Raw genomic sequence first — 18,212 nt, 5'->3', positions numbered from 1 at the left:
CTTTTATCTGTCCACAAAGCGTCTATGGGTGTGAATGCTCATTAAAATACCAAAGCCTATCATCAGGGTGATCATTGACGTTCCCCCATAACTGATAAGTGGTAAGGGTACACCTACAACGGGTAGTATTCCTGACACCATCCCAATATTAACAAACACATACACGAAAAATGTTAAGGTGATTGAACCTGCCAACAGGCGTGCAAAACTGGTTTGCGCGCGCGATGCAATAATCAAGCCTCGAGCAATAATATAGAGATACATGGCCAAAAGGAATAGGGAGCCGAGCATGCCAAATTCTTCACCAATCACGGCAAAAATGAAGTCAGTGTGACGTTCTGGTAAAAACTCCAGTTGTGACTGCGTGCCTTCAAGCCAGCCCTTGCCCCAAAAGCCACCTGAGCCAATGGCAATTTGCGATTGAATAATGTGATAACCCGCGCCAAGAGGATCTTTATCAGGGTCGAGCAAGGTCATCACGCGGGTGCGCTGATAATCATGCATTAAGAAAAACCACAGAATTGGCAAAAATAGTAAGACGGCGGCGACAGCGCCGCCGACAATAGTCCAGCTCATGCCGGCTAAAAACAGCACGAAAATACCTGAGGCTGCCACTAAGATAGAAGTACCGAGATCGGGCTGACTGGCAATAAGTAATGTTGGCACTAATAAAATCATGATCCCGCCCGCTAAATAGCGCTTTTTAGGCGGCAGTGGATACTTACTTATGTACCAAGCCATCATGATAGGAAAGGCGAGCTTCATCAGTTCTGATGGTTGGAACTCCATAAAGCCTAAGTTGAGCCAGCGCTGCGCGCCTTTATTTATCTCACCAAAAAAATGCACCGCCACCAGTAATAAAATGCCGATTAGAAAGATAGGTAAGGCCCAGCGTTTGAGTACTTCGGGGTTGATTTGGGCAACCACTAACATAACCACCAGTGAAATACCCATGCGAAATAGTTGCCTATCCATCATGGCTAAATTGCCACCACTGGCCGAGAAAATCACAAATAAACCAAAGGCAAACATAGATAAAATGCCAAGAAATAACGGCATGTCGATATGAAAGCGCTGCCAAAATGTCATTTGATGTGGGTGTTGGCTCATCATTGGTTTTTCCAGTCATCCCTTAACAAGTATTCATCTAATAATGCGCGCGCGACAGGGCCTGCACTGGCGCCGCCAAAGCCGGCGTTTTCAATCACCACGGCTAACACTATCTTAGGGTTTTCAAAGGGGGCATAAGCCACGATTAAGGCGTTATCTCGCAGACGCTCATCAACGTTGTCTTTGTCGTATTTAGCATCTTGTCTTACGGTAAATACCTGCGCCGTACCAGTCTTCATTGCCGCAGTATATTTAGCATCGCTAAAGCGAGCTTTGCTAGCAGACTGACGCATGGCTTCATTGACCGAGTCCCAGTGCTTGTTATTTTCCAGCACAATTGGCGGTAACTCTTCAATGGGCGTATCTAAAGTGACATTTTCATCTTTAAGCGCTTTGAGTAAATGCGGGGTAAAGCGTTTACCTTTGTTGGCTAAAATGGCGGTAGCATTAGCTAATTGCAATGGCGTTACTGTCCAGTAACCTTGGCCAATACCCACAGAAATGGTGTCGCCCACATACCAAGGCTGGTTGTAGCGTAAGCGCTTCCAGTCTTTTGATGGCAAGTTACCCTTGGATTCTTCATAGATATCTATGCCAGTTGAATCACCAAAGCCGAAATCACCCATGAAGTTGGCAATCTTATCTATACCGACCTTATAAGCGAGATCATAAAAATAGGTATCACAGGAATCTATCAAGGCATGGTAAAGGTCAACCCAGCCGTGGCCCCAACGTTTCCAGTCGCGATACTTATGTTCAACCCCAGGGATTTGCCAAAAACCCGGATCCCAAATTCGGGTTCTATCGGTAATGACTTTTTCTTCTAGGCCCAAGATAGCCATCATAGGTTTAATGGTTGAGGCTGGAGAATATTGGCCTTGACTCGCGCGGTTAACTAATGGACGCGAAGTGTCGTTCAACAAGGCGTTATAGCCCTTAGAGCTAATGCCATGCACAAACAAGTTAGGATCGTAACTTGGGCTTGAAACCAAAGCTAAAATGCCGCCATCGCGCGGGTCGATAGCAACCACAGTGCCGCGGCGACCATCGAGTAACTCCATGGCTTTGCGTTGTAAATCTAAATCCAAGGTCAGGACTATGTCTTTACCTGGCACGGGCGCTGTGGTGTTTAAAATTCGAATCGCGCGGCCACGGTTATTAACCTCTTCTTCAAGATGACCAGGTTTACCATGCAGTAAGGATTCGTAAAACTTTTCTACCCCTTGCTTACCGATATCGCGGGTGGCTGGGTAGAATTGCCATTCATCATTGCGCTCAAGGATTTCGCGATCGCGCGTGTTAATCTTGCCAACATAGCCTAAGGCGTGAGTCAGTAAGTGCTCATAGGGGTAATGGCGTTTAAGACCTGCTTCTACATAAAAGCCTGGGAATCTATGCTGATTGACACTAAACGTTGCCACTTGTTCTTCGGTTAGGCGGTTTTTTAGCGGCAAAGGCTTAAAGCGGCGGTGGAATTTTAAGGTCTTAGCAAATTCTTCGCGTTCATCGTCGGTAATTTCAATAATGCTCGCCAGTTCATTTAAGCTGTCATCGAGATTGACGGCTTTCTCTGGGATCACTTCTAAGGTATAAAACGGACGGTTTTCGGCCAATAGATGGCCATGCCTGTCATAAATCAGGCCACGACTTGGCGCAACAGGGACAACGCGGATACGGTTATCGTTGGAGCGGGTGGTGTAATCTTTATAAGAGGAAATCTGTAGCCGATACAGATTGGCCACTAATAGGGATAAAAGAACGATTACACATAAAAAGGTGAAAAGAGCTCGGCTCTTAAACAGTGACGCTTCGGCAGCGTGGTTGTGCATTGTGATGCGCTTTCTCGGGGACACTAATGCTATCTCCTCGGAATAGTTGTCAATATAAGCCGCCAGTGGGCGGCTAATAGACCTAGGCTGAGAGGAAAGGTTCCATCAGCCTAGCCTTTTATTCCCTATGATAGGGGTGGTTATTGTTCACGCTCCATGCGCGATATAAGCTTTCTGCTACGACAATTCTGACCAGAGGATGCGGTAAGGTCAGTGCTGATAAGCACCAACTTTGATGTGCCGCTGCCTTGCATTCGGGTGCAAGACCTTCTGGACCACCTATCAGTAGACTGACATCTCGACCATCAAGTTGCCATTTTTGCATTTGTGTTGCGAGCGCTGGAGTATCCCAAGTTTTACCGGGAAGATCGAGCGTCACAATATGATTGCCTTTGGGAATGACGGCCATTGTCTGTTCGCCTTCCTTCTGTAAAATCCGGGCAATATCAGCATTCTTACCACGTTTACCGGCCGGAATTTCAATTAATTCCAACGGCATATCACGGGGGAAACGGCGCTGATATTCTTCAAATCCACGGGTTACCCAGTCGGGCATTTTAGTGCCGACAGCAATCAGTTGTAACTTCATTAGGCGAAATCTTGCCAAAGTTTTTCAAGCTGGTACAACTCACGAGTTTGCTCTTGCATTACATGCAGGATCACTTCGCCTAAGTCGACTAATACCCACTCGCAACCTTCACGGCCTTCAACGCCAATGATTGGCAGGTTGGCAGCTTTAGCTTCACAAACTAAGTTTTCTGCAATGGCACGGACGTGAGTCTTTGAAGTACCAGTACAAATCACCATAGTATCGGTAATGTTTGAATGTGCAGATACATCAAAAACTTGAATATCTTTTGCTTTTAAATCATCGACTTTGTCGAATACGAATTGCTTTAGTTGCTCACTTTGCACCTAAGCGGTCCTCTGGGTGTATGAAATAGCCGAGTATTATAGCAAGTAACGTACGGCAAATATACGCTTTGCCCATTTGCGATTATTTTGAGCTAATTTAGGAGAAAAGTTGAAGTGTTTGAGCATGAAGATTGAGGTGGTTTTGCCTGAGTTTTGAAGTTATTTAGCCTAAGTGTTGAGGGGCGTTAACCTGAGTTTTGCAGCGCAAATTAGCGATAAAGATGCTCTGCTGCTATGTAATCTTGCACGCAGTGAGGTAAGCCTGTGACTAAGTCATAGGGGGTATTTGCTTGCAGCTGCGCGCGTATATCGCTAGAGGATATGGGCATGTCTGGCATTATGCAGGGCGTAAAGGCGCCACTGGCGCGCTGCCATATCTTATCTTGAGTCACTAAGTGCGTTTGATAATAGGCGGCCACTGGGGTTTGTGCTTCCAGTTGCCAACCGGGGCGTTGATAAACGCCAATATGGCAAAGCGTTAATAACTCTTGCCACGAGCGCCATAATGGCAAATTCACTAGGCTATCCATTCCCATCAAAAATACCCATTGATGCTGTGGATATAACTTATGCAGTCCCTGCAAGGTTAAATAGGTGTAATTAGGACCCGCTTGCTTAAGTTCATAGTCGCAGACGTTAAGTTCAGGCCACTGCTTACATACCAAGCTCAGCATAGCTAAGCGCTGCTGCACATTGGCCTTGGGCTGAGGTTTATGAGGCGGCGTGGCATTGGGGAGCAGCCACACTTCATCAACCGCTAACTGCGACTTGGCCGCCAGCGCTAATTGAATATGACCTAAATGTATGGGGTCAAATGTGCCCCCCAATAATGCGATTCTCACCTGTTATCCTATTGGCTAAATTGCGGCAGGGCTTGATGGGCCTTAGGGTTAAACAGCAAACAGATGTGGGCTAATAAAATCCAATTTTCTTGCCCTTGTTGTTTTAAGGCCAATTCTAAATTGGATGTCATGGCTAACATGGTTTCAATTTGCGATAAAGTTAGGCGGCCTGCGCTTTGTTTATAGGCCTGCTGGCGTTTATCCCAGACTCTATGCTGATTAAATAGCTGCCTTTGGTCGGCGCCCGGTTGCTTCACTGCCAGCAATAAGCTCAGTTCTCGCAGCAATCCCCACAGTAAAATTGGCATAGCCGTACCTTCAGCCTTGAGCTGAGCTAGCATATGCATGGCTTTATTGGTGTGGTTTTCAAGCAAGGCATCAGTTAGTTGAAAGACGCTAAAGCGCGACTGATCATCAAAATACTCGTGCAGCTTGTGCGCCGGTACTAACTCTTGGCCGTGCAATAACTGCAATAATTGCAGCGCTTGATCGCAGGCTAATAAATTACCTTCATACAGATAGGCAAGTAAGCTCGCGGCTTCTTTATCTAAGGTTAAAGCGTAATGCTTGATGCGCGCCGTGAGCCAACGTAAAAATTGTGGCCCTTCAGGGGTTAGGCAAGGTAAGTAAATGCCGTGACTATCTAACTGCTTAAACCATTTGCTTTTGGTTTGATCGGCAGCAAGTTTTGGGCCTTGCAGAATAAGAATTAAATCAGGATTAGGCGTTGCCAGTAATTGCTGCAAACACTGACTACCTTCAGTGCCAGGTTTAGCTTGTGGCAAGGTCAGTTCAATCACGCGGCGGTTAGCAAATAAGCTTAAGCTTTGCCATTCTTGCTGCAATTCTGGCCATTGAAATTGGCCTTCTTGCACCAGTTGAATATGTTCATCAAAACCTTGAGCTTTGGCAGCGCTAAGAATTTGTTGACGACACTGGCCTAGCAGCCAAGGATCATCACCAAAGAGTAAAAAACAGCTAGCCAGCGTTGATAGCTGGCTAGCAAGTTGTTCAGGATAGACCCGCATTAGTTAGTTTCAACCGTCGATAGGGTTTGGATAATTTTATCGGCCGCTTGCGCTCGCATTTCTTTGAGCAGCAATTCCATTTCTTTACTCTTAGCTAATGCAGTACGCGGATCATCTAAATAATCGCGGCGAATGACCACATCAAACTCTTTAGCCTCTTGCTTATCAAAGCGTACTGAAAAGTGGACCTGATAAATAAGTTCATATTCAGCAACATTGCCCGAGGGATACAGGGACAAGGTTGAACGCTCCAAACTATCATGGACTAAACGTAAGGTTGGAATATCGGCCGCGGCATTAACTAAAGTAATGTTATTGAGGCGCAGGCGCTCGCGCACCAGTCGCGTTAATTCACTGTAATTATCACTAGAACTCAAATGCAGAGTTGTTAATGATGCAGGAATAAAATAACTGCTCTGTAAGTGAAAGCCGCAACCAGCACTGGTCAACACGACCAGTGCCAGTACGACGCTACTTATCCGTTGAGTTAACTTCATTTAGCGTCGTATCCTTGGGTTAGTTAGCAACAATGCTCAACAGCTTACCTGGTACAAAAATGACTTTACGTACGGTTAAACCATCAAGATGTTTAGCCACATGCTCATCGGCTAAGCCTAAGGCTTCTACGGTTTCCTTGCTGGCATCAGCCGCTACCGTGATTTTAGCGCGAACTTTACCGTTCACTTGCACCACGATGAGCTTGCTGTCTTCAACCAAGGCATCTTGGTCAACTTCAGGCCAACGCGAATCTTCAATCACGCCTTCATTACCCAGTTGCTGCCATAACTGGAAGCACAAGTGTGGAATGATAGGGTAAAGCAAACGTACCACAGCAGATAACGCTTCTTCCATCAAGGCGCGATCTTGAGCGCTGGCCATTGGCGCTTTTTGCAGGTGGTTCATCAGTTCCATTACCGCAGCAACGGCAGTGTTGAACATCTGACGACGGCTAATATCATCGCTTACTTTAGCAATTGTCTTGTGCAGCTCGCGGCGCAGGGCTTTTTGCTCTGGGCTTAAGGCTTTGATGTCTAACGCTTCAGTAGCACCTAAACCAATATGATCGCTCGCCAACTTCCATAAACGCTTAATGAAGCGATGCGCGCCTTCTACGCCAGACTCTTGCCATTCTAAGGTAAGCTCTGGAGGGGCTGCGAACATCATGAACAAACGCACAGTATCGGCGCCGTATTTTTCCACCATCATTTGTGGATCAATACCGTTGTTTTTCGACTTAGACATCTTGCTCATACCGGTATACACCAGCTCATGACCTTCTTGGTCAACACAGGCAAGGATGCGGCCTTTGTCATCTTTCTCAAGTACAGTCACGTCAAGTGGCGATACCCATACACGGCCGCCTTTGTCGTTGGTGTAATAGAAGGCATCGGCTAACACCATGCCTTGAGTCAGCAATTGCTTCGCTGGCTCATTGCTGTTTACCAGACCCGCATCACGCAGCAACTTGTGGAAGAAGCGGAAATACAGCAAATGCATACAAGCGTGTTCAATACCGCCGATATACTGATCTACTGGCAACCAGTAGTTAGCTTTAGCGGGATCAATCATTTGATCAGCGTGTGGGCTACAGTAGCGTGCGTAGTACCATGATGATTCCATAAAGGTATCAAAGGTATCGGTTTCACGCAGCGCTGGCTGGCCATTGACTGTGGTCTTCGCCCACTCTTTGTCAGCCTTGATTGGGCTTTGAATACCGTCCATGACGACATCTTCTGGCAGGATCACTGGCAGTTGATCTTCAGGCGTTGGCATCACAGTGCCATCTTCCAGAGTCACCATAGGGATAGGCGCGCCCCAGTAACGTTGACGCGATACGCCCCAGTCACGCAGACGGAAATTCACTTGACGCTTACCTTTGCCTTCAGCGCTCAGCTTGGCATCAATAGCATCAAATGCCGCTTGGAAATCTAAGCCATCAAATTCAGATGAGTTAAATAACACGCCTTTTTCAGTGTAAGCGGCTTCGCTAATATCGACTTCGCTATCAACTGGCTTAATAACTGCCTTGATTTCTAAACCGTATTTCTTTGCAAACTCATAATCACGCTGATCATGGCCAGGAACTGACATTACCGCGCCAGTGCCGTAGTTCATCAGTACAAAGTTAGCAGCCCATACAGGTACTAATTCACCGGTTAATGGGTGAACGGCTTTAAGACCAGTATCAACACCCAGTTTTTCCATGGTGGCGATATCGGCTTCTGCGGTAGAAGATTCTTTACACTCTTCAATAAAGGCCGCTAAGGCTGGATTATTGGTAGCCGCTTCTTCAGCTAATGGGTGACCTGCAGCAATAGCAACATAAGTCACGCCCATGACTGTATCAGGGCGAGTGGTATAAATATCAAAGCTCTGATCGCTGTCAGCGACTTGGAAGGTCATTTCTATGCCTTCGCTGCGGCCAATCCAATGACGTTGCATGGATTTAACTTGCTCAGGCCAGCCGTCCAAGTTATCTAATTCAGATAACAGTTCATCGGCATAGGCTGTGATTTTAATAAACCACTGCGGAATTTCTTTTTGCTCAACCTTAGTATCACAGCGCCAGCAGCAACCGTCTTGTACTTGCTCGTTGGCCAGTACCGTTTGGTCATTCGGACACCAGTTAACCGCTGAGGTCTTCTTGTAGACTAAGCCTTTTTCATACAACTTAGTGAAGAACCATTGTTCCCAGCGATAGTATTCTGGGGTACAAGTAGCGATTTCACGGCTCCAGTCATAACCGAAACCCAGCAATTTCAGCTGGTTTTTCATGTAATCGATGTTTTCGTAAGTCCATGGCGCCGGCGCAGTTTTATTATTAATCGCCGCGTTTTCCGCTGGCAAGCCAAATGAGTCCCAACCGATAGGTTGCAGAACATTTTTTCCTTGCAGTCTCTGGTAGCGAGCAACCACATCACCTATGGTGTAGTTACGCACATGGCCCATGTGCAGGCGTCCAGATGGATAAGGGAACATGGAAAGGCAATAGTACTTTTCCTTGGTATTATCTTCAGTGACTTCAAATGTTTTGTTATCGGCCCAATGCTGTTGCACTAAGGTCTCGATTTCTGAGGGATTATATTGCTCTTGCATTAATATTTACCGGCCAAGCCGCCTTTTTTTGATCTCGCGCTGTATATGCGCGGTGGGATCTGCATAGAATAAACCAGATGCGTTGTATTAAAAAGGTTCCAATGAAGGAGTATTCAACATGAGTGATCGAAGTTCACAGATGTTAGCCTTATATCAGACGCTGATTGACAAGGTTAAAGTCGATTTTGGTGATAATAATCAACTCAGTACTAAAGATTTAATGGCGTCAGTGACTAAGGGCACTGATTATTTAAAACTCAAACAAATCGCCGATAGTGAAGAGTTAGCGCTGGTGGAGCATTTTCTTAAACGCGACATTATTGCCTTTCTCAACGAGCAGCATGCCGATGAGCTCAGCTATAGCCCAACCATGATTGCGATGGAAAATACCTTTTGGCACTGGTTAAGTGAAATTACTGACCGCAGCCAAGTAGAGTGGCATGAACTTAGCCAAGATTTTAAGCAGCATGGCGAATACCAAAGTGGTGACATTATTAGTCAAGGCACCCTGACGTGTATTCATTGTGGCCATAAAATGCATATTGAATTCACCGGGCTTATTCCTGATTGTCCGCAGTGCGAACAAAGTGAGTTTATTCGTGAAGCCTTAACCCCTTAGCGTTGTTGCTCAAGTTCAGACCGGCTGATTCGAGCGGGTTGTAGTTAAGTTAAAGCACGCATTGGCGTGCTTTTTGGTTGTTAACTGACTGGTTGTAAAGTGCTAATTGCTTGATCGATACTTCAAATTATTATGCTGTAGCAAAAAATATTGCTTAAGTTCTTTGCACTTTTGCAGGAAAAAATATCTCAGTCTACACTTGGTGGACGACACGGATGTGTGATGTAAGTGAGATACTTCATGGACAATTTAACCCCATATTCTTCATCTGCTAGCGAAAAGTATCCCCACATTGATCACGTGTTAGTGATTGATGATTCCAAAGCGATTTTGCTTATCGTAAAAAATATCCTCTCCACCTTTGGTGATTTTCAAATTACTGTGACTGACGATCCCGCCAAAGCGTTGTCGATTATTGCCCGCAATCCTAAGCGTTATAGCTTAATTTTGACGGATTTAAATATGCCGAACATAGATGGCATGGCGGTGCTACGGGGGTTAGGTGAAATCGGTTATCAAGGTACGGTTGGCATAATCTCGGAAATGGAAAAACGAATTGTGCATTTGGCGGCCGATATCGCTAAAGGATATAGACTGCGCCTGATTGGCTGCATAGCTAAACCTTTGCAACCAGAAGATCTTAACGGTTTGTTATTAAAGGCTGATAGCTTACTCGCCAATCAGCATCATTCTCTTGATTTATTAAGTGAGCAGCAACTGCGCGCTGCTATCGCCGATGAGCGAATCGAGGCTTATTACCAGCCAAAAGTGAATATGAAAACTCACGAGGTGAGCTCGGTTGAGGCGCTGATGCGAATTAGGCTTCAAGGCGAAACCGATGCCGTAACTCCAAATCGTTTCTTACCTTTGGCAGTATCGCTTAATTTATTAGATGTTATGACGAACATAATGATAAAAAAGGCGATTGCGGATTTACCTAAGTTAAAAAAACAGTTTGGTGACTCAGTGCATCTGTGCATCAATTTAGCGCCGCCACAACTAGAGAACTTGGCGTTAGTGGATGAGTTACAGTTAATGTTTTCAAGTAATGGCGTGGGCCCTGAACAACTAGTACTTGAAATTACCGAAGATAATGCCCTGCGCAGTACTCATCAACTTGAAACCTTAAATCGCTTACGTATGCGCGGTTTTGGCGTGTCCTTAGATGATTTTGGTACCGGTTTTACTAATATTAATCAGTTAAGGCACTTGCCTTACAGTGAAATTAAAATTGATAGGTCATTGATCATTAACATCCATAGGGACGTATTTTGTCAGGCTGTGGTGCACTCTTTGATTGAAATCGCCTCGCAAATGGATGTGAATTTAGTGGCCGAAGGCATTGAGCAGGTTGAAGAGTTAACTTATTTATTTGGTCATTACGATGAAATGCTTATTCAAGGCTTCTTAATCAGTAAGTCGCGCTCACTTTCAAGCTTAATAAGCTGGCATGTGACTTGGCAAAAGCAATTTGCCAAATTAACCCAAGGCAGTTAATGGCAAACTATATGACCTAAGTCGATTTTCTATTCACTTATTGTGCAATCTAAAGCATGTCGTGAGGCATGCTTTTTTATTTGTGCTAAAAAACAAACGACAAAACAGCTTGTTGTTGATCGCTGTCACACTTTTCACGGGTCTTAGTAGCACAAGCTGTGTGATTAAATATGATAATAAAAAGAATAATTATTCAAATTGGTGAAGGCGTGGAATTATCAAGACGGGAATTATTAGGCGCAGGCGGCGCGGCGTGCGTATTGGCATTAACGGGTTGTCAGTCAGTGAGTCATGCAACTAAAGCATCGGCCAGTGCTGCGCCTTTATTGCTTAATTTCAATGAAAACGCTTTAGGTGTTCCACCAAGTTGCATGCGGGCATTAAGCCAGCAATTGCCACAGGCTTTTTTATATCCAGATGCGCCAAAGGCTGAGTTTATGGCGGCGTTAGCTCAATACCATGGCGTTACGGCCGAGCAGCTGATTTACGGCAATGGCTCGTCAGAAGTGCTTAAAATGTCAGTGGATGCCATGGTGACTAATGCCATTGATAATGCGGGCGCTAAGGTCACTGAGATTCAATTAGTGATGCCAGATCCAAGTTATGGCGTGGTGGCTGATTATGCCAGTGCCCGCGGTGTAAAAGTGGTTGCTGTGCCACTTAACTCAGAGTTACAGATTGATTTAGTGGCTATGCAAGCGCAGGTCGACTCTTTTAATGGCTGCTCTATCATCTACTTATGTAACCCCAATAACCCCACCAGTTTATTGATGGCAACTGATCCGCTGCAAGCTTGGTTAGCTCAAGCATCGGTAAAGCTGCAATTTATTGTCGATGAAGCTTATGGTGAATATGCTAATCCCAAGACCTTTGTATCAGCCGTGGCTGCGGTGAAGGCCGAAAATCCGTATTTAGTGGTAACACGCACCTTTTCTAAAATTTATGGCTTAGCTGGACTGCGGGTAGGTTATGGCGTAGCTCATCCGCAGATGATAGTGGCTATGACACGTCAAGCCAGCATAGATAATGCTAACTTAGCGGGCTGCGTGGCAGCAACGGCGGCACTTAGCGATAATACTTGGTTGGCATTAAGCCTTGCTTCGCAAGCGCGCGCATTAGCGTTAGTGACCCAAACCTTAGATGCCCTAGGGCTTAAGCATCTTGATTGCAATGCTAACTTTATGTTTCATCAGGTGAATGGTGACACTGATTTATATCAGCAGCGTATGAAGGCTGCAGGCATTTTAGTCGGGCGTAAGTTTAATCATACTAATGGTTGGAACCGCTTAACCTTAGGGACGCCAGAGCAAATGGAAAAATTTTGTCGCACCTTAATTCAATTTAGGCAGCAAGGCTGGGTGTAATGCTGAGCTTTAACCCGCTTTAAATAAAAAAGCCAGAGTATGATGACTCTGGCTTTTTTGTTGGTCGTTTCGGCTAGCGTTGTTTATGGCTCGCTATGATTGAGCTTAGCATTATGCACTCGGCGCTGACGCCGACCTAAGATAAAACCAAGCAACACTAATAAGCTGCTTAACCCTAGTATGGGTTTCTCACCCACATAACTAAATAACGTCTGGCCGGTCACTAATGGTACGGCCACCCTAAGTACGCCAGTTTCAAATTGTGGCAACTTATCAACTACATTGCCTTTGGCATCTACCACAGCTGTGACGCCGTTGTTGGTAGCGCGCACTAACGGCCTGCCTAATTCTACCGAGCGCATTCTAGCAATATCAAAATGCTGCAATGGTCCATTGGAATCACCAAACCAGGCATCATTAGATACGGTCAGTAGCATGTCGGTGTGCTCATTGAAGTTGGCACGCAGCAGCTCAGGGAAGACGATTTCATAACAAATAGCAGGCTCAATATGATAACCGAGCGCCGATAGGTTAGTTTGCTGGTAATCCCCGCGAGCAAACGATGACATCGGCAGATTGAAAAACGGTGCCAGCGGTCTTAACAGCGCCTCTAGTGGAACAAATTCCCCTATAGGCAGTAGTTGATGCTTACGGTATTCATTGATGCCGCCACCCACATAATCCGCTTGTGCTTGCTGCTTGTTATTATGATTGCCTAGCACTATTAACGAGTTATAAAAGTCATCGTTATGATTGCTGATAATGCCGGTAATGATGGCAGCATCATTTAAGTTAGCAACTTGATTGGCATTGTCTAAAAACGATTGCACCATGTACTCAGGCGCTGGAATCGCAGCTTCTGGCCAAATAACAATATCAGCATCGAGTTCTGGTCGAGATAAGTCCATGTATTTAAGCAGTGTTGGCCACAGGGCTTCAGGCTGCCATTTCATGCTTTGGGCGATATTGCCTTGAACTAAAACGACATTCACGGCTTTGTCTTGCGGTGTCAGCTTAGGTTGCAACTGCGTGGCAAGCGGCGTGATAGCGACTATGACTAGTGCGGCGCTAGCTAAGCGATAACGGCGGGCAGTGACAAGCATGAGTGCGGCCGCGATTATAATCACTAGGTAACTTAAGCCTAAGGTGCCAATGTCGGCTGCGACTGGGCGCAGTGGTCCATCAACTTGCGAATAACCTGCCCATAGCCACGGGAATCCGGTCAGCACCCAGCCCCGGGCCCATTCAGTTAATACCCACAGCGCGGGGAATAAGGCTAAATATCGCCAAGTGAGAGAATACGGGCTTAAATAGCGGGCAAGGGCGCCAGAGAGCGCGGGATAAATCGCCAGATAGAGAGCTAGCAGCGCCATTAGGCCGATAGAGGCAATTAACGGCATACCGCCAAATTGCGCCATGCTGACATGCACCCAGCTGATGCCGACGCTAAAGGCGCCAAAGCCAAAGGCCCACCAGTAATAGAAAGTTTGCTTGGTCGTTAAGTGGCGTGATTGCCACATACCAACAGTGATAGCGAGTGGATAAATGACCCAAAGACTATAGGGGGCGAAGGCGAGGGCTGTACTGGCGCCGGCTAAATAGCCGATCGCCAGTCGTAGACCTGCATTATGGCAAATTGCCATCAAAAAAGTTTGCAGAGTTTTATGCACGAATTAATTTTCAACTGTTTGATTATCTTCGGATTCTGGCCAAGATACTCGTAACTGAATAAGACGGCGGGTATCAGCGTTGACGATTTTAAACTCAATGCCATCTATGGTGATTTTTTCGTTACGTTCAGGTAAGTGACCAAAAGCATGTGACACTAAGCCGCCAACGGTATCAAACTCTTCATCGCTAAAGTGAGTGTTGAAGTGTTCATTGAAATCATCGATTGGAGTTAGGGCTTTAACCATAAACACTTTAGGACTGATTTTGCGAATTTCAGTATCTTCACTGCTGTCATGGTCAAATTCGTCTTCAATTTCACCGACAATTTCTTCCAGAATATCCTCAATGGTCACTAGACCCGATACGCCGCCATATTCATCGACCACTATGGCCATATGGTAACGTTGTGAGCGAAATTCTTTAAGTAACACATCTACGCGTTTGCTTTCTGGAACAACGACTGCAGGTCGAATGACCTTGTCTAAGCTGAAATCGGCTTCTAAATTAAAGCCATAACGAATGAGGTCTTTGGCGAGCAAAATTCCTTCGATATGATCTTTATCTTCATTAACCACAGGGAAGCGGGAATGCGCTGAACCTATGACGGTAGACAATAATTCTTCGACACTGTTATTGATCTGGACGGCGACGATTTGCGCCCGTGGGATCATAATGTCGCGTACTCGTAAGTCAGAAACTTCCAATACGCCTTTAATCATTTCGCGGGTATCTTCTGTGATCAAATCACGCTGCTCGGCATCATGGATCACGTCCACCAGATCATCGCGATTCTGGGGTTCGCCCTGAAAAATCTGACTTACTCTATCAAGCCAACTTTTTTTGTGGGCGCTGGTACTCGGTGGGATATCATCACTCATAGTATTTCTTAAACTCTTAAGCCAACGGCTGAGTTCAGTTTTGCTCCTTGTAAGGGTCTGGGTAACCAAGAGATTGGATCAACTCGATTTCAAGTGATTCCATTTCTTCGGCTTCTTCATCATTAATATGATCATAGCCAAGTAAATGCAAGCATCCATGGATAACCATGTGCGCCCAATGAGCCTGTAAGGCTTTATTTTGGGTTAACGCTTCATTTTCGACTACCTTAGCACAAATAACAAGATCGCCAAGCAGGGGTAATTCAATTCCTGGCGGCGCTTCAAATGGGAAAGATAACACATTAGTCGGTTTATCTTTACCGCGATAATCGTGATTTAAGCTTTGGCTTTCTGCTTCATCGACAATACGAATGGTGAGTTCTGCTTCCGCCATGGTGTTGCCCAATGCGGCACGAACCCATAATTCAAAATCAGATTCAGACGGTAGCTGGTTGTTATCTGTGGCAATTTGTAAATCGATAAATAACTCAAGACTCATGGTGAGTGTCCTGTAATTGGTGCTGATTATCGTGGCCCGCTTTCGCGGTTTTTTGCTCATACGCTTCATAAGCATCAACGATACGCGCCACGACGGGATGGCGAACTACGTCATGGGATTGGAAGAAATTAAAACTAATTTCATTGACGCCATTAAGCACTTCAATGGAATGACGTAGCCCTGATTTTTGATGCTTAGGTAAATCTATCTGAGTAATGTCGCCGGTGATCACCGCTCGGGAATTAAAGCCAATTCGAGTTAAGAACATCTTCATTTGTTCTATGGTGGTGTTTTGGCTTTCATCAAGAATGATAAAGGCATCGTTTAAGGTGCGACCGCGCATATAGGCTAAAGGCGCGACTTCAATGACGCTGCGCTCAATCAGTTTTTCAACCTTTTCAAAGCCTAACATTTCAAACAAGGCGTCATACAGCGGGCGTAAATACGGGTCGACTTTCTGACTTAAATCCCCAGGTAAGAAACCTAGTTTTTCACCGGCTTCAACCGCTGGGCGCGTTAGAATAATGCGGCGAATCTCTTGGCGCTCTAAGGCGTCAACGGCGGCCGCAACCGCTAAATAGGTTTTGCCTGTGCCTGCAGGGCCAATACCAAAGGTAATGTCATGGGTCACTATATTGGCAACATATTGGCCTTGATTAGGATTACGCGGCTTAATGACGCCCCGCTTGGTTTTGATATGCAGATGCTTGTCATCAGATTCACTCGCAGCCTCAATCGATACTGCTTGTTGAATGGCTAAATGCACAGTATCTAGCTCTAAATCTGGGGTGCTGCCTTTAACTGTTTGAGTCTCGACATATAAATCACGCAGCAAGTTATTGGCAGTTAGGCAGTTTCTCGGTAAACCGACAATCTGAAAATGGTTGTTGCGGTAGCTAATTTTTACCCCGATGCGGCGCTCAAGTTGCTTGATGTTGTCATCAAACGGACCACATAAAGAAGCCAAACGACGAGTTTCAGCGGGCTCAAGATAAAGATTGAGCGTAGTCATTTTACCAGACAAATAAACACTCCGAATTCAGTTTTACCCAGAAGGTATATAGAGATATCTGCGGTGATAATAAGGGATGAATATAACCTAACTTACCGCAATTAGGTATGAAAAAAGGCGACCTAAGCCGCCTTATTCTAGAGCTTATCTTATGGCCGCACACTAGCTGACGCGCGGCGCTAATGCTCTTAGCGACTAAGGCTTATAGGTGGTTACACCTAAAGCATCATCTTGTTTACGCTGCGATAAAATATCGGCTGGGCGCAATTCACGACGTAAGTCCATTTCATCTTCACCGCGGATAAATTTACCGCGCAGTGAGTTAGTTAGCACATCAACAATTTCAACATCCACAAAGCTACCGATATGCTTCATATCGGCTTCAAAGTTTACGACGCGACTGTTTTCAGTGCGGCCACGCAGCTCCATCGGGTTTTTCACTGATGGACCTTCAACTAAGATGCGCTGCACTGTACCTAACATATGACGGCTATAACGCAGGGCTTGCTGAGTAATGCGGTCTTGTAAGATAGCTAAACGCTGTTTCTTTTCTTCCAAGCTAACATCATCAGGCAGATCTGCCGCTGGCGTACCAGGGCGCGCTGAGTAGATAAAGCTAAAGCTATGATCGAAGTTCACTTCTTCAATCAGCTTCATGGTATCAGCGAAGTCTTCTTTAGTTTCACCAGGGAAACCAATAATGAAGTCAGAACTAATGTTGATATCTGGGCGGGCGACACGTAAACGGCGAATAATTGATTTGTATTCAATCGCCATATGGTTACGTTTCATCAGGGTCAGAATGCGATCTGAACCTGATTGCACAGGCAGGTGCAAGAAGCTTACAAGCTCAGGCGTATCTGTGTACACGTCAATAATATCTTGAGTGAATTCGATAGGATGGCTGGTGGTAAAACGAATTCTATCAATGCCATCAATCGCTGCCACAAAGCGCAGTAATTCAGCGAAGCTACAGATTTCATCATCATGAGTCGCGCCGCGATAGGCGTTCACGTTTTGGCCAAGTAAATTGACTTCACGCACGCCTTGCTCAGCTAACTGGGCAATCTCAAGGATAATATCATCAAGCGGACGGCTCACTTCTTCACCGCGGGTATAAGGCACCACGCAGAATGAACAGTACTTACTGCAGCCTTCCATAATAGATACGAAGGCGCTCGGGCCATCAGCGCGCGGCTCAGGTAAACGGTCAAACTTTTCAATCTCAGGGAAGCTGACATCGATAACCGCTTTATCACCACGACGCACTTGCTCAATCATTTCTGGCAAGCGGTGTAGCGTTTGCGGGCCAAAAATAATATCAACGCAATGGGCGCGATCTTTAATGGCCTTGCCTTCTTGGGAGGCAACACAACCACCCACACCTATAATTAGGTCTGGGTTTTTATCTTTCAGGGTCTTCCAGCGGCCGAGCTGATGAAACACCTTTTCCTGCGCTTTCTCACGAATTGAGCAGGTGTTCAGCAGCAGGATGTCAGCCTCTTCGGCTGTTTCTGTCAGAGTGTATCCCTGAGCTTCACCCAGCAAGTCTGCCATTTTGGATGAGTCATACTCATTCATTTGACAGCCCCAGGTTTTGATATGGAGTTTTTTACTCATCAGTTAATTTCGCTCTTCGAACCACGGAAAAATAGCGCAGCATTTTACCCCCTCGCACCCAAGCTTTCCAGTGGTCGGACTAACTTTAAGCAATATCTCTTAGTAGGCTTGCAATTACTAGGGATTAAGGCGCTGCATTCGGTGCGCCATCATAGCGGAAATAATCCTGAACGCATGGGTTGCGCCACATTTATTATTGAGTAAAGGGTCAGAATCCACGCCTGGTATTCGC

Annotated in this window: 16 protein-coding genes; 3 read left to right on the top strand and 13 right to left on the bottom strand. The window is 45.7% G+C overall.

All coding sequences use genetic code 11. The annotated features are described in order from the left end of the window. Window positions 1–3 precede the first annotated feature (3 nt). The 8 genes from rodA to leuS form a co-directional block, all read right to left on the bottom strand. Window positions 4–1,110 (bottom strand): rod shape-determining protein RodA, encoded by a 1,107-nt coding sequence (rodA, locus tag FJQ87_RS15790; RefSeq protein WP_140934160.1) that lies wholly within the window; start codon window positions 1,108–1,110, stop codon window positions 4–6. After that, entirely contained in the window at window positions 1,110–2,963 is a 1,854-nt protein-coding gene (gene mrdA / locus FJQ87_RS15785) for a penicillin-binding protein 2 (protein WP_140933433.1), read from the bottom strand. The genes rodA and mrdA overlap by 1 nt, the downstream gene beginning before the upstream one ends. Before the next feature lie 94 nt (window positions 2,964–3,057). After that, a complete protein-coding gene (gene rlmH, locus FJQ87_RS15780; RefSeq protein ID WP_140934159.1) occupies window positions 3,058–3,528 on the bottom strand; it encodes a 23S rRNA (pseudouridine(1915)-N(3))-methyltransferase RlmH in 471 nt (156 codons plus the stop codon). Next, a complete protein-coding gene (gene rsfS / locus FJQ87_RS15775) occupies window positions 3,528–3,854 on the bottom strand; it encodes a ribosome silencing factor (protein WP_140933432.1) in 327 nt (108 codons plus the stop codon). The genes rlmH and rsfS overlap by 1 nt, the downstream gene beginning before the upstream one ends. Window positions 3,855–4,063: 209 nt before the next feature. Further along, on the bottom strand, window positions 4,064–4,696 hold the full coding sequence (nadD, locus tag FJQ87_RS15770; protein WP_140933431.1) for a nicotinate (nicotinamide) nucleotide adenylyltransferase: 633 nt from the start codon (window positions 4,694–4,696) through the stop codon (window positions 4,064–4,066). 8 nt (window positions 4,697–4,704) lie between these two features. Next, entirely contained in the window at window positions 4,705–5,724 is a 1,020-nt protein-coding gene (holA, locus tag FJQ87_RS15765; protein WP_140933430.1) for a DNA polymerase III subunit delta, read from the bottom strand. Further along, a complete protein-coding gene (lptE, locus tag FJQ87_RS15760; RefSeq protein WP_140933429.1) occupies window positions 5,724–6,221 on the bottom strand; it encodes an LPS assembly lipoprotein LptE in 498 nt (165 codons plus the stop codon). Before lptE ends, holA begins: the two co-directional genes overlap by 1 nt. Window positions 6,222–6,240: 19 nt before the next feature. After that, window positions 6,241–8,820, bottom strand: a complete 2,580-nt coding sequence (gene leuS / locus FJQ87_RS15755; RefSeq protein WP_140933428.1) for a leucine--tRNA ligase — start codon at window positions 8,818–8,820, stop codon at window positions 6,241–6,243. A 118-nt stretch (window positions 8,821–8,938) separates the two neighbouring features. Between leuS and FJQ87_RS15750 the strand changes: the two genes are divergently transcribed. The 3 genes from FJQ87_RS15750 (at window position 8,939) to FJQ87_RS15740 (ending at window position 12,300) form a co-directional block, all read left to right on the top strand. Beyond that, window positions 8,939–9,439: a zinc ribbon-containing protein gene (locus FJQ87_RS15750; RefSeq protein ID WP_140933427.1), complete on the top strand. Its 501-nt coding sequence runs from the start codon at window positions 8,939–8,941 to the stop codon at window positions 9,437–9,439. Window positions 9,440–9,679: 240 nt separating this feature from the next. Further along, window positions 9,680–10,936 carry an EAL domain-containing response regulator gene (locus FJQ87_RS15745; protein ID WP_140933426.1) on the top strand — a complete coding sequence of 419 codons (1,257 nt, stop codon included), beginning with the start codon at window positions 9,680–9,682 and terminating at the stop codon, window positions 10,934–10,936. 170 nt (window positions 10,937–11,106) lie between these two features. After that, entirely contained in the window at window positions 11,107–12,300 is a 1,194-nt protein-coding gene (locus tag FJQ87_RS15740) for a histidinol-phosphate transaminase (RefSeq protein ID WP_140933425.1), read from the top strand. A gap of 83 nt (window positions 12,301–12,383) precedes the next feature. On the opposite strand, the gene lnt is transcribed toward FJQ87_RS15740, so the two are convergent. From lnt to miaB, 5 genes are all read right to left on the bottom strand, one after another. Next, window positions 12,384–13,943: an apolipoprotein N-acyltransferase gene (gene lnt / locus FJQ87_RS15735; protein ID WP_140934158.1), complete on the bottom strand. Its 1,560-nt coding sequence runs from the start codon at window positions 13,941–13,943 to the stop codon at window positions 12,384–12,386. A gap of 30 nt (window positions 13,944–13,973) precedes the next feature. Beyond that, on the bottom strand, window positions 13,974–14,849 hold the full coding sequence (corC, locus tag FJQ87_RS15730; RefSeq protein ID WP_140933424.1) for a CNNM family magnesium/cobalt transport protein CorC: 876 nt from the start codon (window positions 14,847–14,849) through the stop codon (window positions 13,974–13,976). A gap of 34 nt (window positions 14,850–14,883) precedes the next feature. Then, on the bottom strand, window positions 14,884–15,348 hold the full coding sequence (gene ybeY / locus FJQ87_RS15725; RefSeq protein WP_140933423.1) for an rRNA maturation RNase YbeY: 465 nt from the start codon (window positions 15,346–15,348) through the stop codon (window positions 14,884–14,886). Next, window positions 15,338–16,372: a PhoH family protein gene (locus FJQ87_RS15720; protein ID WP_140933422.1), complete on the bottom strand. Its 1,035-nt coding sequence runs from the start codon at window positions 16,370–16,372 to the stop codon at window positions 15,338–15,340. Before FJQ87_RS15720 ends, ybeY begins: the two co-directional genes overlap by 11 nt. Before the next feature lie 183 nt (window positions 16,373–16,555). After that, complete coding sequence (miaB, locus tag FJQ87_RS15715) at window positions 16,556–17,980, bottom strand: tRNA (N6-isopentenyl adenosine(37)-C2)-methylthiotransferase MiaB (RefSeq protein WP_140933421.1); 1,425 nt, start codon at window positions 17,978–17,980, stop codon at window positions 16,556–16,558. Window positions 17,981–18,212: the final 232 nt, after the last annotated feature.

This window comes from Shewanella sp. SNU WT4 (assembly GCF_006494715.1).
Classification (GTDB): Bacteria; Pseudomonadota; Gammaproteobacteria; order Enterobacterales; family Shewanellaceae; genus Shewanella.
This window is presented reverse-complemented; position numbering and strand designations above follow the sequence as displayed.

Excerpts from the sequence above, each read along its gene's own strand:
- ybeY (WP_140933423.1), bottom strand. The coding sequence starts at position 15,348 with ATGAGTCTTGAGTTATTTATCGATTTACAAATTGCCACAGATAACAAC.
- rlmH (WP_140934159.1), bottom strand. The coding sequence starts at position 3,528 with ATGAAGTTACAACTGATTGCTGTCGGCACTAAAATGCCCGACTGGGTA.
- lnt (WP_140934158.1), bottom strand. The coding sequence starts at position 13,943 with ATGGCAATTTGCCATAATGCAGGTCTACGACTGGCGATCGGCTATTTA.
- holA (WP_140933430.1), bottom strand. The coding sequence starts at position 5,724 with ATGCGGGTCTATCCTGAACAACTTGCTAGCCAGCTATCAACGCTGGCT.
- corC (WP_140933424.1), bottom strand. The coding sequence starts at position 14,849 with ATGAGTGATGATATCCCACCGAGTACCAGCGCCCACAAAAAAAGTTGG.
- FJQ87_RS15750 (WP_140933427.1), top strand. The coding sequence starts at position 8,939 with ATGAGTGATCGAAGTTCACAGATGTTAGCCTTATATCAGACGCTGATT.
- FJQ87_RS15745 (WP_140933426.1), top strand. The coding sequence starts at position 9,680 with ATGGACAATTTAACCCCATATTCTTCATCTGCTAGCGAAAAGTATCCC.
- miaB (WP_140933421.1), bottom strand. The coding sequence starts at position 17,980 with ATGAGTAAAAAACTCCATATCAAAACCTGGGGCTGTCAAATGAATGAG.
- lptE (WP_140933429.1), bottom strand. The coding sequence starts at position 6,221 with ATGAAGTTAACTCAACGGATAAGTAGCGTCGTACTGGCACTGGTCGTG.
- FJQ87_RS15740 (WP_140933425.1), top strand. The coding sequence starts at position 11,107 with ATGATAATAAAAAGAATAATTATTCAAATTGGTGAAGGCGTGGAATTA.
- leuS (WP_140933428.1), bottom strand. The coding sequence starts at position 8,820 with ATGCAAGAGCAATATAATCCCTCAGAAATCGAGACCTTAGTGCAACAG.
- rodA (WP_140934160.1), bottom strand. The coding sequence starts at position 1,110 with ATGAGCCAACACCCACATCAAATGACATTTTGGCAGCGCTTTCATATC.